Origin of the sequence: Colwellia sp. Bg11-12, from assembly GCF_014076955.1 — a bacterium.
In the GTDB taxonomy this organism is placed as follows: Bacteria; Pseudomonadota; Gammaproteobacteria; order Enterobacterales; family Alteromonadaceae; genus Colwellia_A.
The window spans coordinates 450,683-469,772 of the sequence record NZ_JACGUZ010000071.1; the positions used below are offsets into that span (position 1 = coordinate 450,683).

The window sequence follows — 19,090 nt, forward strand, 5'->3', positions numbered from 1 at the left end:
AACCGTTATCAACTAACCACTAGTTGCAAGTAAATACCTAAACTGCAATCATTTTCCATTGCTACATGGCGAATATAAATCTTTGTATGTTTAGGTGCATTTTCAAATAGGTTTTGCCAATCGAAAAAACCACAACCCATACCAATAAAGTCTTGATGCTTTAGGAAGGCTTTTGTTTCTTCAACGTTATGCTTAATGTTATAAAATCTACCTTCTGGAACTTTCTCAAGTAACACTGAGAATCGGCTTTCAAAATCGGTAATTTTGTTAGCTAATATTGGTTTTAAAAACACTTCATGTCGCTTTGATGAAAGCACTTGATGCTTAGGACGAACTTGCTCTGCTGAATCAAGTAATTGATTCCTATTTTCAGCAACGTAACTTTTTGCCAAATCAAATACATTTGATTTGTATTCTTCGCTTATAAGTTGCAGTAAAAGAGAGTGTTGAACAGACTTTTCATAATCACTGATTCTTTCGTGATGAAACCTAAGGCGAGACATTGGCTCCATGCTTTTGGTTAAATTATCAATTCCAAATGCAGCTAAATTTTTATCATTAGTATTAACGTAACCTACGCTCATAGGCTCTAGCGTATCAGTATTACGCGCTTTAATATTTTTACAGTGTTCGGTTAGTTTATATATCCAATTAAGATGTTTTTCTTTAGCAAAACGTTCTTTAATTAGGGTAAAAGTTCCTGCTACAGAAAGTACTTCAATTGCCCATAACAATAAATCTTCTGGTGAACGTCCACCACCCGATAAGCCTAACTGAATAACGGATTGCAATCTTTCTTCAAATAATGGCACAAGCGTTTCATTATCTATATTGTGATTAAGTGCGATGGTAAGTAGCGCTAGATGAAGAATAGTGGGTTTACGGATGAAATCATTTCTGGCATCACGGGGAAGCTTTGAGCCTTGAGCAGAAATTAGTGCTGTTGCATTGTGTTTGACTTGATTTAATTCAACCATTTCGTTTAATGGTGTTAGCACTCTCATCAAATGAAAGTTTGCTCTACTTTCTTGACCTTGCTCATACCAATCAACTGTAGTGTTTACTGCTTCTTCCCAATCCTTTATTACTTTTAGTAATTGCTCAATATCAAGTTCACTCTCCGATACTGGCATGAGGTAATGCTCCTCAGGATATTCTAAGCCAGCGTTAAGAATAACTTCTGGTAACACTTCTCTTTTTTCATCTGTCCATTCATCATCACCGCAAAAATATTCTAGTATTACTTGTTGCATAGTTATCTCACTTTTTAGCTGTTTTGGTTTATGCGCCAGCAATTTGTGTTTAAATCAGCGCTTAGTTGTTATCTTGGTGTCACTTTATAGCACCATAATTTGATTGTCAATAATAATGTCATTAAATAGCACCATTTTGTTTATTCTGTTCTTAATAATGATTACAATGCTAAGTACTAATTCTTAGTGTGTAATCAAAATGAAAGCAGATATAAAAGAACGATTAAAATTTCTGGAGTTGTGCTTACTCTTATTAGGTGAATTTAAAAAGGGTTACTTTCATTTGCTGTTTGATACGCAAAAGGCACAGCATAGAAAGGACTTAAGGGCATATGAAGACGAATGTAATGATAATATCGAATACGATAAATCGTTGAAGCGATACATACCAACCAGTGAGTTTACACCTAAGTTTCTGCCTGATAATCCTCAAGCTCTACTTGCCTATCAAAAGTATGTTGATGACTTGATAGCAAACAATGATGAAGTTAGTCCATTTCATCAAGTAGAGCATATATCTCAACCATTCTTAACCGCACCCAGTATCGATTTATGGGCTGTAATCAATAGGGCGATAACTAGAAAACAAGTATTGAGCATTAACTATTCAGGCTTAAGAAAAAAGGAAGCACATTATAATATTCAACCATTAGCACTGGTTCACAATGGCTTTCGTTGGCATGTTAGATCTTATGTAGTAGGCGAAGATAGGTATAGAGATTTTGTGCTAAGCAGAATGAATCAGTACCAAAAATCAGAGTTAACTTATGATGCCTCTGGTGCATTAGACAATGATGATAAATGGAATGATACCGTTGAATTAACATTTAAAGCACATCCTAACCTAAAAGCTGAACAAGCCAAATCGATAGAAGAAGATTATGGTATGACGAACGGTAAAAAGGTCGTTCAATGTAAGGTATGTAATATACAACACATGCTTAAATCGACTCGCACAGGATTAAATTACGAGCAACGAGATGCGCATTCATTTCCAATTATTTTGGATTACAAAAAAGATGAAGAGCTAATACTTATGTTGGAAAAGCTAAAACAGCAAGGGCTCATATAATCAGTATATTTGATTTATCTTATCTAAAATTAATTGTTCAACATCAGCTCTAACCCATGCTACATAATGAGAAAATAATTGTATCGGGTTAGGAAACGGACCTCTATTTTTATACTTATAAATTAAAGTTATTGATAGCTCTGTCATGCTCATAACTTATTTGATTCTAATTGAATAGATAGGTTGTTTATCACGTTTTGTAAGCTGCGATTTAAATCCATCGATATGTCGTTTAACTAATTGCAATTCATTAAGAGTATTTTGAGTTCTGCATGACAAGTGCTCTAAATCATTGTTTAGTAATTCGTATCCTAACATTCTAATTTGTATTTTTACCTGATAATAAAATATAAATAGTAAGTTAATTGTCCAGATCGTAAAATAGTAATATACTGTGTTTATGTACAGTCTTTGTGGTGCTTAAAATGAAACCGGTATATTCAAATCGAGGAATAAATATTTATCAGGGAGATTGCATTGAGGTAATGCATAGCCTTAAGCAAAACAAAAGTTTAAGGATATCTAGTGTAGTGACAAGCCCTCCTTATGCAAATCAAAGAAAATCTGAATATAGTAGTATTTCTCCTGATTCTTATCCATCGTTTACTTCTGAGTATTTTGAAGCAATAAGGCCATTATTAAATATAGATGGAAGTATCTTTGTGGTGATAAGGCCAAATATAAGTAAAGGAGAGATTGATGATTTCGTCTTAAGAACGAGACTTAAGATTAGAGAGAAGTGGACAGAATGTGAAGAATTAATATGGATAAAGCCTAATAGCGCTCCACTAGGTTCAATAAATCGACCTAGACGAAGTTGGGAATCAATTCTATGGTACGGGCAATCGGGAGGAGTATACTGTGATACAAAATGTGATAAGATTGCTAGTCAGAGAATTGGCTTCCTTTCATCTAAAAAACATCAGCCTGACATTAAAAATGGAACCGGTTTAAAAAAAGGGATTTCTCGTACTAAAGACTATATAAGTGTTGGTACACAAAAGGTAAAAAGTGGACTGTCTCACCCAGCTATTTTCCCTATAGAGTTACCTTCATGGTTAATTAGGTTATCTACTAGAGAGGAAGAAACAGTAATGGATCCTTTTATGGGGAGTGGTTCTACCGCTATTGCCTGTCTACAAGAGAAAAGAAAATTCATCGGTATAGAATTGGATCCTTATTATATAGAAAGCGCTATTAAACGAATTGAGTCGGAGCTAGATTATTCAGATTTGCAGTTAGAATTGCAGTTAGAATCGAACGAGTCCGCTTTTAAATTAACAACAGACACAGTACGTAACGGTACTATTATAGAATTTTAAAAATGAAATCAGTAAAATCAAAAGCTCATACAGCCCCCTACATCATTCATAAGTACTTTGCGAGAAGGCCCTACAGTGTGTTTGAACATCTCGTCACGGAATATTCGTCAAAAGGTGATGTTATTTATGATCCTTTTTCTGGTGGTGGTGTATCTGTTTATGAGTCTGTACGCCAGAATAGGAAAGGTATTGGTTGTGATATAAACCCACTGTCAAAGTTTATTATTGAGACAATGGTTTTAAGAGATGAAGGCGATTTGTTTTATGAAAAAATCGATTACTTATATGGTTTTTTAGATAATTTATATGAAAAATATTGTTCTGTTGAATGTGAATGTGGGGAAAATGTTGCTCCAGAGCTAATGGAGGCGTGCTACATTGCAGAATGTTCAAACTGTCAAGAACCCATAGAGTTTAGTAACAGGAACAAAGTTAAAACAGCTACTTACCATTGTAAGAGCTGTTCATTTGATTCAACAGCATCCAAGTGCAAGAGAATAGGAGATGCCTATCTTACTGCTGAATACTATTGTAGCTGTCAAAAAGAATTTCATAAAAAATCACTTACTCAAATACAAATTGAAAAAGTGATAAGTGGCGTAGAGGAGTTAAGAAATCATTGTGAGAAGGAAGGTATCTATTGGCCAAAGGATGAAATTCCTGATTACTGGGATCGGCAAGCCGAAGATGGCTTAAGAAAGAAAGGCTTTCGTCTTTTCTGTGACCTATTTACTCAAAAGAACTTATTAATAAATGCATGTCTATTAAATGAAATAAAAAAAATTGATGTATCTGAATATACATATAAAAACCTTAGGCTTGTTTTTAGTTCCTCATTGAAGGATACAAGCAGGCTTAGTATGGTTACAGATGATTGGCAGCAAGGTAAACCAGTAACTTGGTCTAAACATGCTTACTGGATACCATCTCAATTTTGTGAAGTAAACGTAAAGAGTGCTTTTAAAAGAGCTACAGATAGATTTATAAAATCATGCCGTTACAATAAAGACAATCTAGATGAAGTAACATTATTTAATAATACATCTGATTTTTTTGACTCTTCAGGTACCTCCGCATTGTTGCTAAATCAAGATTCAGCAAGTGTAAATATTCCAGCGGAATCGGTCGATTTGATTTTAACTGATCCTCCATACGGTAGTAACGTACAATATAATGAATTGAGCTCATATTGGCATGTCTGGAATAAAGATCTTTATGAAAGTACTTATTATGAACCTAGGGAAGCTGTAGTTAACAGGAAAAAAAATATACCTAATAGTAAGACTTTTGAACATTACGAAGCTGTACTGACAGATATAATGATGAAAAACTACGAAGTACTTAAAAATAAAAGTTATATGATCTTAACTTTTAATAATAATAATTTTAAATCTTGGATAAGTATTTTATTTTCTATTTGTAAAGCTGGTTTTTTAATTGAAGAAGATAAACTGCACTTTCAAACAGGTATAAAAAATTATAAACAAACAGCACACACCATTTCTAATGGCACTATACATGGCGATTTTATTTTATTTTTTAAAAAAGATTTATCGAAAAAATTACCAATCCAAAATGAGAACTTGGAAGGACTATCTTTAAGTATTAAAAGTAGTTTATTAGCAATTAATTCAGAAAGCTTTATAGAACCAGAAGAATATAAGGCACACTTTGTATTTTACTATAAAGAGTTACTACCAAAACTATGGATTTATTTAAATTCAATTGATAAAAATAAATCAATTGATGAAATAACTTTAGAGTTATTCGAAGAGAAGTCGAAAGTATGAGTGTTAATGTTGTACGTCATTTAGATTTGAATGAATCCTTATATCCGGAATATGTTTCTTTAATTGAAAGCTTGTATAGGCAATACCCAGTTAATCAAAGTGATATTACTAAGGAAGGAGTTAATTTTTCAGGTAATAAAAACATCCCTATCGCTCGTTGGTTTTATTATAAAGAGGCATATTCACCTATAGTGGTCGAAAAATTTCTCAGAGAAAATCAAATATCTGAAGGTCAATCGATATTAGATCCATTTTGTGGGGTAGGTACAACATTATTAGAGTGTAAGAAAAATGGAGTTAACGCTGTAGGTTTTGATATGTCGCCAGTTGCTAGCTTTGTTAGCAATGTTAAATGTAATAATTATGATTCTAAAGATGTTGAGTTCATATGTGATTATATGGAACAATATTTCGACGACTCACTATCTCCCAGTAAAAATGAGCCACCTTATGGGAAATTTAATGACCTATTTCCAGAAAACTTAACAAAAGATTTATTGAGAATAAAAGGCTTTTATGAAAGCTGCTTAAATGAAAAAGCTAAGAATTTATTTAAACTTGCATATTTAAGTATTGTTGGTGAATTTAGCAATAGAGTTAAAGATGGGAATGGGCTTAAAAAGAGAAAAAAATATAATCCACCCAGTTCGTTGATGCCCATTTTTAGACGTAAAATTGATGAATACCTCCAAGACATTAATATTTTGCCAATAGAACCAAAACCGGTAATTACTAACTGTGTTAATGACTCTATACTCAATATTAATAACTCTATCTACTCGAAAGATAAATTTGATGGAGTGATTTTTTCTCCGCCATATCCTAATTGCTTTGATTACACTGAAGTATACAAACTAGAGATGTGGTTAGGTGGATTTGTCTCGCATGTCAAAGATTTCAGAGCTTATAGAGATATTATGATTAGATCTTCAATCAACTGTAAGTTTAGTCATACAATTGAACATCCGAACAATCACGTTAATTTGATTTGTGATTATTTATCAACTTTTGATATATGGAATGAAAAAATACCTTTGATGATTAAAGGCTATTTTGATGATATGACAAAGGTTTTAATGAAATTGTACGATCAATTACACAATAATAGTCCAGTTTATATTATAGTGGCAAACTCATGTTATAAAAGTGTATTGATCCCGACTGATGCGTTATTGGCTAGTATTGGACACAATATTGGTTTTAAAGTTGAAGGTATAGAAGAAGTTAGAAAGATAAGAGCTTCTAGTCAGCAAATGTCTGTAAAAGATACTTGTTTACTTAATATGAGGGAAAGTATTATAAAATTAAGGAAATAAAGTAAATATGAATCTTCGATTTAAGGGACTTTTTTTATCTGATGTCTCAACTTGGAAAGAGCTTGAGAAAAAAATTGAATTACTGTCTAGCACTAAAGACAAAGGGGATGCATTCGAAGAATTTGTATATTTATTTCTTTTACTTAAGAAGAATTATTATCAAATAAAAGAAGTGTATATGCATCCTATACCTATCCGAATAAAAGATAAGTTAGGTATAGTTAAATATGATGCAGGCATTGATGGAGTCATAGAATTTATTGATGGTAGATTAGCTGCTTACCAGGTGAAGTTTAGAACAGACAGAGCAAAACCTAAATATGAAGAATGGGCAAAGTTATGGGCAGAAGCAAAAAAAGCAGACGCTACATATTGTATTGCAAACTGCGACTCAATAACTGTTTTAGCTGAGCAACAGGATGAAAACTATAAAATATTAGTTGATACATTTGATGGCTTACCTGCTTCATTTTTTGATGAAGTTAGATCGCTAATATTAGTCTCCAAGAAAAAACACTTGTTTTTTGATCCTGAGCCTCATCAGAAAAAGATCATCACTGATGTGATTCATGGTTTTTCAGAAAATGATAGAGGTAAAGTCATTGCTGCTTGTGGCACAGGGAAAACATTGACATCTCTTTGGATATCCGAAGCACTAAATTCTAAGACCATTTTATTTGTAGCACCTAGTTTATCATTAATAAAGCAAACATTAATGGAATGGAGCGATCAAATAAAACAACCGTTTAGGTATGTCTGTATTTGCTCTGATAGGACAGTGGCAAGTGAATATGAAGATCGCTTTAATGATGAAATAGGTGATTTAGAAATCCAAGATGTAGACTTCTCTGTCACAACAAATAGTAATGATTTAAACAAGTTTCTTTCAAAGCATGATGATATTGGAATTACTTCCATCGTATTTAGTACATATCAATCGTTATCTTCAGTGGGAGAGGCGACAAGAGATCTATCTGATTTCAGTTTTGATCTCTCTATTTTTGATGAAGCTCATAGAACAGCAGGTATTAAAGCTTCTGGTATGTTCAGCTATGGTTTAAGCGATGATAACATTAAAATAACTAAAAGATTGTTTATGACAGCAACTGAAAAGCTTATCAAACCAAGAGTGCTGGAGCGAGCACAAGAAAATATAGAAGAAGTTGAATTGTTTTCTATGAATGACGAAGACAAGTATGGGAAAGTTTTTTCTAAACTCAACTTTGGACAAGCAATTCAACAAGAAATAATATCTGATTATGAAATTGTAATAGCTACAGTTAAAAGTTCAGAAATATTTGATCAAGTCAAAAATAACCCTAAGTTTATAGCAAAAGAGTTCAGCTCTAATAATGTATTTACTCATGCTCAATCTATTTTTAAACAGCTGTTGATTGCAAAGTGTTTTGACGAATTGAATATCAAGAAAGCAATATCTTTTCATTCAAGTATTAATCAAGCTAAAGCATTCGTTACAGGCTCTGGTGTTGGTGATTATGAATTGAAAAGCTTTGTCGAAATGGAAGTTGGAAATGAAAATAGCAATGAGTTCTTTTTTGGCCATGTTAATGGGGGGATGTCGGCGGGACAGAGGAAACAGATATTAGATGAATTCGAAAATGCTTCGTTGTCATTAGTCTCCAATTCACAGTGCCTTACAGAAGGGGTAAATTTACCTCAAGTTGATTGTGTATACTTTGTCGACTCTAAACATTCCATGATTGATATTATACAAGCTTGTGGAAGGGCTCTCCGAAAAAGTAGAAATGGAGAAAATAAGGACAAAGCATATTTTGTAATACCTATATTGATTGATGATTCAGTTTCAGAAGAAGAATTTATTAATTCACAAGACTTCACGACAATACATAATATTATTCAGGCATTGAGAGATGAAGATTCAAGGCTCGCGGATTGGGTTGAAGAAATTAACTTGAATCATGTTGCGGGAAGAACTGTATCTTGTCCTCAATTTACGGGAAAAAATACACAATCGAATAACAAAGTTAAGATCTTAGGTTACAGTTTGAATCTAGAGGCTTTCTCATCTCAAATAGCGTTAAGAATCGCCACTATTAATGCAAAGTCACATTCGAGCCAGTATGAACAATTAAAGGTTTATGGGAAAAATGATCGAAAAGCTTCTGTTAAAAGGATATTTAAGTCGATAGCAGATTACGGGACAGAAGCATTTAAAAATAACCTCATAACTCCTACTTTAGATAGGCTAATAGATTTATCAGCAAAAGTTGGTGACGAAGTCACAACCAAGCAAATGAATGTTCATAGAAATGCTTTATCTCACTGTACCAAAATAGGTATGTTTAAAGAAAACGGTAGAGGAAAATACTTAGTTACCCAAATAACAAAAGATTTAATTGATAAAAAAATTACATTTGAAGGGTTGTATCAAAGGCAGTTGGTTTTATACCATATTGTTGGGAAAGAAGGTGTTTTGTTTCCGTATGCTGTATGTTTGTATGTTTTGTATGAAAGAGAAAGATTAACATTCTTAGAGTTTGTCTATGCTTTATATTCATCTCAAGGCTCAAGCCGAACAGAACTGTTGAATTCAATAAAAATAATCGATTATATAAGGGATAATTACCCAATGATTGAAAGTTTAAGTCAAAGTAATAAAAAGACAGTGATTGATGACTTAAACTCAAAATTCGGTCTATCTTACAAAGTAACTGATATTTGGGATAAGAAACAAACATCGATCAACAACCAATTTATATATTTTAAGAATAACTTAAGCATCTTTCCCAACTTAATAAACTTAGAATCGATGCGAATATCGCTTAAAAGATCTGATAGAAAAAAAGTAAGTGAACTACTATCGAAAAATATTCACTTTAATAAAGATACAGTGGATATAGATACCCTAAAAGAAGATTATTTAATATTTTAGTTGTTAGTTATACAGTGTGTGATTCATAGTTTTATCGCACACTGAGTTTATTCTTGAGTAGTTAATTATAACAATTGCTTTGATAGTTGAGAAAAATGCATAGGAGATCCAAGTTTACTCAACTTTATGATTGTAAATGGTTGATATTAACTTGAGGTATTAAAAATTTCATTAGTAATTCAGAGTAACTGATACTCAAGTAGCAACTTAGTTGCGTGGTAAGTGATTGATATTAGTTTGAAGCCCTAAAACTGAAAGTAACTGATTCCTAAGTAGCTACTTGGTTGTGTGGTAGGTGATTGATCTTAGTTTGAAGCTACAATATTTACCCTAGCTATACCGAACAACTGACATCCAATCCGTTAGTTACTAGCATAAACACTGGCGGTTCAAGCTAGGTAACACTAATTCTGGCACCAAGACCCTATTTTTAGCGGTAAAATCACCTCTGATTGTCATAAACACCTTAGTAAATCTTTAAAAGGTATCAATAATGACATTATCAAAAATAATACCTAAAGAGATAATTAAGCGAGTAACAATTACTTAAAGTTTTGGTGGTGTCTTTCCGAAATATAGCTTCCAATATTTCCTCCATTTGTCGTTTAAGGAAAATAATGGGTTTCTACCATTTTTTTGAAAAACCAACCAATCTAAATCTAAAGTATTATCCTTTCTTAGTTCACGAGACATATTATTTGTAGCGATTTTAGGCCTGTTGATATTGATAACTATATGTTCATTGATTACTTTAGTTAAATCAGAAGCACAACTAGTATCAAAACCTTTGGCTTTTCTTAGGACTAATGCAACTAGGATAATAGGAATATAGATAGTGCCAGTGATTTTTAAAGTGCCAATGTTTTTGGGAATAGCACTGAGAAGCTTTTTATCAAGAGGTTTCTCAACAGCTATCGTAGTTCTCTTTTGCTTGTTTGGTAATTGTAAATGCTCTGTAGAAGTTACTAACTCAAGCCTTGATTGCCCATGATCAATTTCTAAATCTAATATTGAGTTTTTGACAGATCTATAATCTGACTTAGGCACCTCGATATATTGAACTTCATCATTTTCATCAGATTCAATAATCAAACCAAGTGGTGCATTTCTAGATGACATTAACTCAACGTAACAACCGTAATCTAAAGCATATAAAGTGTATTTTTTACCTACAGCATTTTGTGCTGATATGCCTTGCTTTAACACATGAATAATTCTCATATCGTAAAGATAGTCAATTAATTCATAGCTTTTATCATTACTAATTAAAAAACCACGAGACTTTCTAAGACCGATGACTTCATTGATAATTCGATCTAATAATGAAACTGCAGCTGGTCTGCTGTTAAGTGCGGCGTGCTTATTCACTTGAAACCACTTTTGTGCAGATTTACGAATATGTGCAATTGATATTTTACTAGCAAGGGCTGTTTGTGCTGCTAATGATATGATGTTTATAGCATCACGTGGAACACCTTCGACGGCACGAACAAATTCATCAAAAGCTGAAGTTTGGCTAAAAACATCATTTATGAATAGACTAGTTTCCTGATCGCAAATCGAGTGTTTATCTAAAGCAATGGCATGTCGATGAAGTAAATTTCTAAAGAACTCTTTAGCGGCTTCACTATCATTATCAAAGACCATATATTCGTCTAAATTTATTACAGATGAAGTATCAGACCCTAACTCTATACCAATACTAACGTTTGTTTCTAAGTCATGTTCCATAAAGTTACATCTGTGAGCTATAGCAGCAATTTTTACAGTGATCCCAGGAATAGGAAATAAAATTCTGCGTAAAAGTTCAGCAAGATACGGTTGAAGATCTAGCGGTGTTTCTGACCATTCATCGATTAAGATCCAAAGTTCTTTATTAGGTAATTTTGAAACGATTTTATTAAGTAATTTAGTTATTGCACCGAAGTGAATTCTTAGAACTTTTTTGCCTGTGACTTTGTTTTTTGAGGTATCACCTGATTTCGCTTGCTCTGAAACAGATAATCCAACAGATATACCAGTGTTCGAAAAACCAGCTTTTGCTGTCGAGTTATTAGTAAACTGATTAGATGACCCTGTTTCATCTTCTGATATACCATCGATACTTAAGGCTGTTGCCTGTTCGATAAAATCATTTAATAGTTGTGCTATTTCGGTTGAGTTTTCTAAATTATTTTCAAAAACATACTCAAGAATTACTTCATGAATAATGCATAATGTATCCGATAGAAGTCTTGTGGCTCTCTCACTTAGAGGGATGTTTTGATCAGAAAATATACCACCAGTGGAGCCGATTAATCGCATATCAATAGGGACACTGATAATGCCCTTGTTAAAAATTTCATTATTAAGCACAGCTAAAAAATGAGTTTTCCCTGTTCCTCTTCGCCCAAACATAATTTGATTGTCTGTGCTTGAGAGCAACATGTATGTAGGGCCAACATCAACAAATGACTTAACTAAATGCTCCGGTTGTAACTTCTCTGCTCGTTTAGCGAGTCTCATTAAAATTGAGTTAATAGCTCTCATAATCATGCATTATTGTTTAAGTAATTATAGTTAATTAGACCACTTTTTTTTTAAAATTGTTAGGTATGATTTCTATAAATACCATTATCAGCAATCACATAGCCAACAAATATGAAACTTATAGAAATTAAATTGATAAAAACTGTAAAACCGAAAAAACCAGTTAAACCTAGAAAATTAATTACTCCAGTTAAACCAGATGATTCTAAAAATAATAAAACAACAGATGAAACAGACAGTTTTTAAGTAAACTATTTCTAATAAAAATAATTTAGTAGTTAATTAATAAAAATTTTGAAAATTTTTTCTGTTTCGTCTGTATTATTTACTTCTTAGTTGGCCCTTTAACGGCTTTCAATTCAACATCTAAAAAACCTTGTTTAACAGCATCTATAACGGCATTAATCACCGTTAACAAATTATCCTTACTGCCAACATCAATTGCTGGTTTGTTCTTCTGAATTTCTAGCGATTTAGTGCCGTATTTGATTTCAAAGTAATACTTATCAGCAGATTGATAAAACCAAGGGCGAATACGTTTAGGGCGTTTAACTTTTCGTTTTTCATTGGTTTCTTCGTCAATAACGTAAACATCTTTATAGGCAATGAATTCGGTGTTTTCTAATAAACATTGGACCATAGCGCGTTGTTCGTTTAATCGGATGATTAACTTAGCTCGTTTTACTTCGATAGGGTTGACAGTTTCGACCTTTGGCTTTGTTGTAAAAGTTAATCCTTGTAGTGGGTTGGATTTTGTCATGGTAACTCCTTAATTATTTGTTAGGGCTACCATCAAAGTAATAAGGATAAAAGACAACGGTTTGATTGTTGGCTTTAAAAGTTAATCAATGGATAGTGTTCTGACTTAATCAAAGGACATTTCTATGCTAACACCATCACAAATAAAACAATTAGCAGAGCTAGTTAATGAAGCTGAAATTGATGTACAAAACATTGATGCAGTAAATGAATATTTTGGTTTGTTACTCGAAGATATCGCTGGTTTTGAGTGTATAACTGAAGATGAACTAACGAAGATACAAATGAATGTACAATCAGCTTTGAAAAACAGTTAAATTGCTTACAAAACCTTTCCCGCCCTAGCACGTAGTCGTATATAAACGCGTGTGCTTTATTACCTATCGCGGATATCGAGATCCGTTGACTAAATCCTTGCCATTAAGTAACGATAACCGTATCAATCATCGATAAATCTGCGGACGACCCCCCCAGTATTGTTTTGCCGAATATACTCTATGTACTCAAGTATATTGCCATTTATTAACTTTAAATTTTTTTAATAATATATTATTAGTTAATGTGAATTTCATCGAGTATGTCGGGTACGCTTCATTGGCTAAGCGACAGCTTTTAATTGATTAATGATCCGTTCAAAAGGTGTTGTCGCTTTATTTTGATTAAAGCCTGTAAATTCATCATAAATGGTTAGCTCTGTTCTTAGCGTAATTTTACCTTTGAATAAATCAATACAAGCTTTGTCCATGCTCTGTTGTATATGCTCTATAACACGTTCTTTATTGCAAACATCAGTATTAACATAAATGGCATCATGTTGAGTGCAAATTAAATCAATATCTTGGTATTTTGCTAGGTTCAAAATAGCTAGTCGCATTAACGCTGCGCCATTGGCTTGCATCGGAAAATTAAGCAGTTGTGTATCTCGAACAGCGTCATTGACAAAGTAAGTCCAACCATCTATCGACTGCATAAAACCAGATTGTCTTGCTTGGTTAATAGTGTTTTCTGTCCATTGCCAATAACCAGTAAAAGTCGTCTTATGCCAATGATGAATTTGTTGAGCCTTATTGTACGCATCAGAGAAAGTAATGCTGTTAGATAGTTGTTTTATATCTTTTGTTAATGACCAAACTGTTCTACCGTAACCTAAACCAATTTGCATTGTTTTAAATAACTGGCGTATTTCAGGGTGACTTTTCTTAGTTGCAGAGTTTGGTGCAAAGTCAGCCATTTTAGCAAGGGCTAAATATACATCACACTCAGGTGCATTATAGATATCAATAAGCTTTTTATCATTGGATAGTGCCGCAGCGATGCCTATTTCTTGCTGGCACCAATCAATCGCAATAATGCAGTGATCCCGCTTGGGGTTAATTAACGTTCGAATCCAATGACTGGCATTTAGCAAATAACCTTCTGACGGTTTTGGACTGTTACGTCCTGTTTTCTGAGTCATCAAGTGTAAACTAGGTTTAATAAATCCATCAGCTTCTAAATTAAGTAAATCAGTAGACAGAATACTCCTTATCGTGGTCAGTGCATCATAGAAAAAGCGTAATTTTGGATATTGATCTGCTAGTTGTTTTAGGTAGCTTTTATCCATTTTTAGGTAATGACCAGATACAGATGCTTGCCATTGATAGCCTTCATTATTAGCTAATATCTTCAATTTATCGTGAGCAAGTGCTTTAATATTATTTGCTTTATTTTTTAAAAATAAAGTGCCGTAGTGATCGTTGACCTGTTCTTGAATCGCATTAATCGTTTGCTCTTTCTTAGTGAATATTGCTTTTAATGCATGTTCATCAATGGGGAAACCTTTGCCATTAACAGTCAATTTAACGATAGCTTTAATGTAATCAGCTCTAGTTATCATTTGAGCGAATAATACTTGTTTAGCTATCTGTTGGTCTTTGGCTTGTAAGTGAGTACTTATTACCTTATCTAATAAATTAATTGTCTTTGTAACGCACGAAGGTAGGGCATTATCTACAAAGTCATGGTGAGTTTGCATCAGCATATTAACTTCAGTTGAGATATCAATCATATTGGTATCTTTATAGTAAAAACCTGCTTTGTAGCTAAATTCCAATAGTCTGCTCAAATTTTCACTTAACCATACTTTGCTTCCATGAATTTTTTTTAACTTTGTTAGCTCGTTTAATAATTCATCCTTGTTGTTTATATCAACTTGAACGATAGGGGATTCAGCGCAACAATAACTGAGTAATAAGTTATTGCTGTGCTGTTTTTTCTTAATGACAAGTGACAAAGTTTTCATATTATTGCCCTTGCTTATCGGTTATTGCGATGACTTCTGCTAAAGATAACTTTCGTTCTATGATAGGTTTGATACCAGTGTAAAATATACGACCTCCTTCACTTGAACGTTTTTGTTTTTTTACACCCTTGTATTTCACTAACCATTCTACGAATTTACTATATTGCACATTAGTTTTAATACCTTCGTTAAACAAAGTGTTTTTAAGTACTGATGCTTCAACTTCAGATTGTTTATCGGTTTGTTGCCAATACTTACCAAAAATAATGTCATAATCTTCGTAAAAATTATCAGCTAGTTCTTTCACTGCATTATCCGTATCTGTCCGTATACGGTAGTTATCAGGGCAACGTTTTTCATAACATTCTTTGGCATACGCTAAGAAGCCAGATAATTCAGCTATTAATCGTTCTGATATAGAAGGATCAGGAGCCTCATCTACCAGTGGACTAATACTGATGTATAGCAAACGGCTAGTCATAAAATTATCGTTGGTTACTTCGGGTGCAAAATTAGAGCAAATCCACATCCTTGCATTTAAATATGCGGTATAAGCTGGTTTACCTTTTCTTTCAATAAGCACAGGATCTGAACCAGCAGAAGCTAGAGTTTTAAATTCTTCACTTGCTAAGCATTTACGGTTACTGGCATCAGGGTATATAACTAATGCAGCATGTTCGAAAAAACTATTAAGGAAACGTTTTTCATTTGAACTAATCGACGCATTTGATATGGCATTGTGAGCAGGGCCATACAGTTTCTGACCTATAACTTTGGCAACGGTTGACTTGCCATCTTCACCGTGAATTCCTTGCCACCACATCATTTGACGACCTTTATAATCACCGGTGTAAACCCCATAGTGCCAAGAAGAAAATGCTTCAGGATCATTCATTCTGGTAAGTATTTTTTTCCATGTTGGATATTCTACTGTTGGGTCAGGGAAGTAATTGCTTCGATGCAAACACCAATGATCATCACCAAGTAACCCCATGATGTTCGGTACTTCAATGAGTTCAGTATGATTAAACCAATATTTAACTAGCTCATTAGCTTTTCTAGGTGGTAACGGTACTCCAGCCTCTTTTAACCAACGTGTAGATATTTCACGTACAAGTAATTTATCGTTATCGCGTTCATATAGTGGTAGTAATGTTTTATCTTTTTCGGATGTTACCGAATATAGTGTTAATTGGCCGTTTACCTCACTTAATTTAAAATTTGATAGTAAATAGCTTGCGGCAATGTTCATTGAAACGGGATTGTCGCTGTTTAGTTCTGGGGATATTACGCTAGATTCAAGCCCCGACTCAGCTATTTCTAGCTGAGCGGGAGATAACGAATCATAGGTTGCTTTTGGAATACAATCTAACGCTGATTGCCAAGGCAATCCTAACTTCATGCATTCACGCTTAGCTAATATCAAAGAATCAGTATCACCTGTTTCCAAGTTTTGTAGCTTGCCCCTAGTGTGCTTCGTTATCAGGGACATTATGCAGCCTCGTCAAATGCTGATATATGACACAAGCTTACCCACTGGCTATACTCTCGACCATCAGCACCTTTTACTTTCTTACTTCTAACGATATAAGTTTCATTTTCGTCAATTCCAAACTCAGAAAGGTATTCGAACACTAACTTACCTTGACCATCAAATATTACGCCTTTTTTATCGCGCCATTCAGGCGTTTGTATATCAAGGTACATACTCTGCCACTGTATTTTAATGAATGGATTGCCATTTCTAGATATAGCCTCTGAAAGTTGTACGTTTCGAATACCAGCGGGACGTTCCGCATCGTTAAATTCAGTCATTCTTTCTTTAACCTGCTCTAATGTTAGCGGTTTATCGTCGTTAGCCGACTCAACTGCAACATTTGCTACTTGTTGCTCAGGTTGTGGGTTAATGCCAGCTTCGATTGCTTCTACGATTGCTTTTTTAGTTATGTTCATGATATTTACCTTTTGTTTGTAAAGGCTTAACCACCTGATTAAGCCTTAGTTCATGCCATTATTGGCGGTTTTTGATGCAATTACCCCTTACTCAATGTCAGAGTAATTGCGCTCATTTAGTTAAATTATTTAGTGAATAACACTATTCGTCAGGATTACCGATTAGTGCTAAGTAGTGGTTGAGTTCTGCGATAGTAAAATCATCGTTGCACATTTCAGATAATAGATTTTCAATTAAAATGGCATTATCTGTGTTGGTCATATCCTTATGCCAATGGATACTAATTTCTAAATCGTGCGTCTCTTCTATTACTTCGTTTTCTGCATCGGTTTCGTAGCATAAAACAATGATTTGTAATGAAGGTGATTCTAGGTTGTGTATTTGATATTCAATGGGGGTTCTAGAGTAGGAATCGATTAATCGCAACCCTTCAAACTCACCTTCTAACTGCGGTTTAAGTACCAGTTGTATCCACTCCCAAAACTCCATTGAAAAACAAATAGGAGCAGCAGATAAGTCAAATTTCAACTTTTTGGTTTCAGAGTTAGCACTTAACCAATAAGGTTCATGGTATTGAACAGGAGTAAGTTGCCAAAGTTCATCGCCATGTTTTTTCATAATATTGTAAACATCTGAAGGGTGTTCAAAAACGTTACCCACTGTTTGGTTAGATGTTAAGGTTGGAACAGGTGTAGTGTTAGTTTGTGTCGTCATGATTTATCTCCTTTTGATAATGTTGTTTTGACAACACGTATATTAAGGATTTATATGACTTTAAATATTGTGACTACCGAATGGTGGTTGGGCAGCTCAGAGACTTACTAGATTGAATTTGACTAGTTCAGGAACAAAATCAATAAATGATTTCCCCAAATGTTTATTTTGTTTTCTTAGTTTAGATGGCGGTCCTGTTATAACTGCAGTTGATGGTGTATTAGGATAAGTTTTGAATGCCTTTATAAGTTTACTACTTTCCATTTTTAAGTAGCCCCTGCTATATGCATCGCTATTCACAAACATTTGTTGATTAATTTCATCTGCAAGGATGCCAATGGGAACATAAGGCTCTATTTGCCAAACTTTTTCAGCTATTTGATAAACTTTTTTTGCGTATTTGTCGCGCATAACACGTTCATCTTTAGCTTTTTTAATTGCCTTAAGTCTCTGGCTTTTTTTAATGTTGTATTCTTTTTTAAGGCGATCTCGGTGTATTTCCACATACAATGAATCACATAAATCTAAATAGGCTGATGAATATCGTGCAATAGACAATGCCTCTATTGCTTCTTTATATATATATAATGATTGTTGAACATGATCATTTAGTACAGTTATTGATAAGTTTATTGAGTACAAAGCTAGGTAAGGGCTATCTATTGCTGGTAAATCTTGGTGAATTAGCTTGCTAAGTTTGTTATTAGTTTGTGTAAATAATATTTGATCAATGTGATAATACTCATCGTTCATTCTTGAATCATTGTAAACACCGTATATAGAAACTTCTTCTAGACCTCGATGTAATGCTTCAATTATTTCAATATCCACGTTGTTATTGCCAAAGATTATTAATAAAGCTTCATCAATGAGCTGGCTAAAGTGGGCTTGATTAGAAGTGATTAATGCTTGTTTGATTTTCTCAAAAGACGTTGTCCCATTAATGATATTTTCGATGGAATACAATGTTTCCCCTGTTCTTAATTTATTCAAGTATGTTTCTTATTTTCGGTATTATTAGGCAAGAGTTTAACAAATTCTGTTAATTTCTAATATAACTGACTTGATAATTATTTTATTTATCCAATGACTTACTTAAATCTACCAATATAAATTTAATCGCCCAACATACTCGACTATATATTTTTTTATTATTTACTTTTTTAATGGAAGTAGTTTAAAGATA

The 19,090-nt window shown here is 33.5% G+C and carries 15 protein-coding genes; 6 read left to right on the forward strand and 9 right to left on the reverse strand.

Going from position 1 to position 19,090, the window contains the following annotated elements:
- Nucleotides 1-8: 8 nt before the first annotated feature.
- Nucleotides 9-1,253, reverse strand: coding sequence for a hypothetical protein (locus H4J39_RS10975; protein WP_182228207.1), 1,245 nt, complete (start codon nucleotides 1,251-1,253; stop codon nucleotides 9-11).
- A gap of 199 nt (nucleotides 1,254-1,452) precedes the next feature.
- On the opposite strand from H4J39_RS10975, the gene H4J39_RS10980 reads away from it, so the two are divergent.
- The gene (locus tag H4J39_RS10980; protein WP_182228209.1) at nucleotides 1,453-2,325 is read left to right on the forward strand and encodes a WYL domain-containing protein; all 873 of its coding nucleotides are present in this window, start codon (nucleotides 1,453-1,455) and stop codon (nucleotides 2,323-2,325) included.
- On the opposite strand, the gene H4J39_RS19350 is transcribed toward H4J39_RS10980, so the two are convergent.
- Nucleotides 2,326-2,478 carry a helix-turn-helix transcriptional regulator gene (locus H4J39_RS19350; protein WP_404842689.1) on the reverse strand — a complete coding sequence of 51 codons (153 nt, stop codon included), beginning with the start codon at nucleotides 2,476-2,478 and terminating at the stop codon, nucleotides 2,326-2,328.
- Nucleotides 2,479-2,750: 272 nt separating this feature from the next.
- Here H4J39_RS19350 and H4J39_RS10990 point away from each other — a divergent pair, with 272 nt between their 5' ends.
- The 4 genes from H4J39_RS10990 to H4J39_RS11005 are packed head-to-tail and all read left to right on the forward strand — an operon-like array spanning nucleotide 2,751 to nucleotide 9,667.
- Nucleotides 2,751-3,647: a site-specific DNA-methyltransferase gene (locus H4J39_RS10990; RefSeq protein ID WP_182228213.1), complete on the forward strand. Its 897-nt coding sequence runs from the start codon at nucleotides 2,751-2,753 to the stop codon at nucleotides 3,645-3,647.
- Nucleotides 3,648-3,649: 2 nt separating this feature from the next.
- Nucleotides 3,650-5,437 carry a DNA methyltransferase gene (locus H4J39_RS10995; RefSeq protein WP_182228215.1) on the forward strand — a complete coding sequence of 596 codons (1,788 nt, stop codon included), beginning with the start codon at nucleotides 3,650-3,652 and terminating at the stop codon, nucleotides 5,435-5,437.
- The gene (locus H4J39_RS11000; RefSeq protein ID WP_182228217.1) at nucleotides 5,434-6,753 is read left to right on the forward strand and encodes a DNA methyltransferase; all 1,320 of its coding nucleotides are present in this window, start codon (nucleotides 5,434-5,436) and stop codon (nucleotides 6,751-6,753) included. Before H4J39_RS10995 ends, H4J39_RS11000 begins: the two co-directional genes overlap by 4 nt.
- 7 nt (nucleotides 6,754-6,760) lie before the next feature.
- A complete protein-coding gene (locus H4J39_RS11005; RefSeq protein ID WP_182228219.1) occupies nucleotides 6,761-9,667 on the forward strand; it encodes a DEAD/DEAH box helicase family protein in 2,907 nt (968 codons plus the stop codon).
- A 546-nt stretch (nucleotides 9,668-10,213) separates the two neighbouring features.
- On the opposite strand, the gene H4J39_RS11010 is transcribed toward H4J39_RS11005, so the two are convergent.
- The gene (locus H4J39_RS11010) at nucleotides 10,214-12,196 is read right to left on the reverse strand and encodes a hypothetical protein (protein ID WP_182228221.1); all 1,983 of its coding nucleotides are present in this window, start codon (nucleotides 12,194-12,196) and stop codon (nucleotides 10,214-10,216) included.
- A gap of 325 nt (nucleotides 12,197-12,521) precedes the next feature.
- On the reverse strand, nucleotides 12,522-12,956 hold the full coding sequence (locus H4J39_RS11015) for a DUF6641 family protein (protein ID WP_182228223.1): 435 nt from the start codon (nucleotides 12,954-12,956) through the stop codon (nucleotides 12,522-12,524).
- A 124-nt stretch (nucleotides 12,957-13,080) separates the two neighbouring features.
- On the opposite strand from H4J39_RS11015, the gene H4J39_RS11020 reads away from it, so the two are divergent.
- Nucleotides 13,081-13,272: a hypothetical protein gene (locus H4J39_RS11020; protein WP_182228225.1), complete on the forward strand. Its 192-nt coding sequence runs from the start codon at nucleotides 13,081-13,083 to the stop codon at nucleotides 13,270-13,272.
- 281 nt (nucleotides 13,273-13,553) lie between these two features.
- Here the strand turns inward: H4J39_RS11020 and H4J39_RS11025 are convergent, their stop codons facing one another.
- The 5 genes from H4J39_RS11025 to H4J39_RS11045 form a co-directional block, all read right to left on the reverse strand.
- Nucleotides 13,554-15,236, reverse strand: a complete 1,683-nt coding sequence (locus H4J39_RS11025) for a DNA polymerase (RefSeq protein ID WP_182228227.1) — start codon at nucleotides 15,234-15,236, stop codon at nucleotides 13,554-13,556.
- A 1-nt stretch (nucleotide 15,237) separates the two neighbouring features.
- Complete coding sequence (locus H4J39_RS11030; RefSeq protein WP_182228229.1) at nucleotides 15,238-16,728, reverse strand: DUF5906 domain-containing protein; 1,491 nt, start codon at nucleotides 16,726-16,728, stop codon at nucleotides 15,238-15,240.
- Nucleotides 16,728-17,189, reverse strand: a complete 462-nt coding sequence (locus tag H4J39_RS11035; RefSeq protein ID WP_182228231.1) for a hypothetical protein — start codon at nucleotides 17,187-17,189, stop codon at nucleotides 16,728-16,730. Before H4J39_RS11035 ends, H4J39_RS11030 begins: the two co-directional genes overlap by 1 nt.
- Before the next feature lie 142 nt (nucleotides 17,190-17,331).
- A complete protein-coding gene (locus H4J39_RS11040) occupies nucleotides 17,332-17,904 on the reverse strand; it encodes a hypothetical protein (protein WP_182228232.1) in 573 nt (190 codons plus the stop codon).
- 96 nt (nucleotides 17,905-18,000) lie between these two features.
- Complete coding sequence (locus tag H4J39_RS11045; protein WP_182228235.1) at nucleotides 18,001-18,897, reverse strand: hypothetical protein; 897 nt, start codon at nucleotides 18,895-18,897, stop codon at nucleotides 18,001-18,003.
- Nucleotides 18,898-19,090 lie beyond the last annotated feature (193 nt).

What these genes read in the sequence shown, in the direction of transcription:
- H4J39_RS11010 (WP_182228221.1), bottom strand. Translation starts at nt 12,196, where the DNA reads ATGAGAGCTATTAACTCAATTTTAATGAGACTCGCTAAACGAGCAGAG.
- H4J39_RS11035 (WP_182228231.1), bottom strand. Translation starts at nt 17,189, where the DNA reads ATGAACATAACTAAAAAAGCAATCGTAGAAGCAATCGAAGCTGGCATT.
- H4J39_RS11000 (WP_182228217.1), top strand. Translation starts at nt 5,434, where the DNA reads ATGAGTGTTAATGTTGTACGTCATTTAGATTTGAATGAATCCTTATAT.
- H4J39_RS11025 (WP_182228227.1), bottom strand. Translation starts at nt 15,236, where the DNA reads ATGAAAACTTTGTCACTTGTCATTAAGAAAAAACAGCACAGCAATAAC.
- H4J39_RS10975 (WP_182228207.1), bottom strand. Translation starts at nt 1,253, where the DNA reads ATGCAACAAGTAATACTAGAATATTTTTGCGGTGATGATGAATGGACA.
- H4J39_RS10980 (WP_182228209.1), top strand. Translation starts at nt 1,453, where the DNA reads ATGAAAGCAGATATAAAAGAACGATTAAAATTTCTGGAGTTGTGCTTA.
- H4J39_RS19350 (WP_404842689.1), bottom strand. Translation starts at nt 2,478, where the DNA reads ATGAGCATGACAGAGCTATCAATAACTTTAATTTATAAGTATAAAAAT.
- H4J39_RS11030 (WP_182228229.1), bottom strand. Translation starts at nt 16,728, where the DNA reads ATGTCCCTGATAACGAAGCACACTAGGGGCAAGCTACAAAACTTGGAA.
- H4J39_RS10995 (WP_182228215.1), top strand. Translation starts at nt 3,650, where the DNA reads ATGAAATCAGTAAAATCAAAAGCTCATACAGCCCCCTACATCATTCAT.
- H4J39_RS11015 (WP_182228223.1), bottom strand. Translation starts at nt 12,956, where the DNA reads ATGACAAAATCCAACCCACTACAAGGATTAACTTTTACAACAAAGCCA.
- H4J39_RS11020 (WP_182228225.1), top strand. Translation starts at nt 13,081, where the DNA reads ATGCTAACACCATCACAAATAAAACAATTAGCAGAGCTAGTTAATGAA.
- H4J39_RS11040 (WP_182228232.1), bottom strand. Translation starts at nt 17,904, where the DNA reads ATGACGACACAAACTAACACTACACCTGTTCCAACCTTAACATCTAAC.
- H4J39_RS11005 (WP_182228219.1), top strand. Translation starts at nt 6,761, where the DNA reads ATGAATCTTCGATTTAAGGGACTTTTTTTATCTGATGTCTCAACTTGG.
- H4J39_RS10990 (WP_182228213.1), top strand. Translation starts at nt 2,751, where the DNA reads ATGAAACCGGTATATTCAAATCGAGGAATAAATATTTATCAGGGAGAT.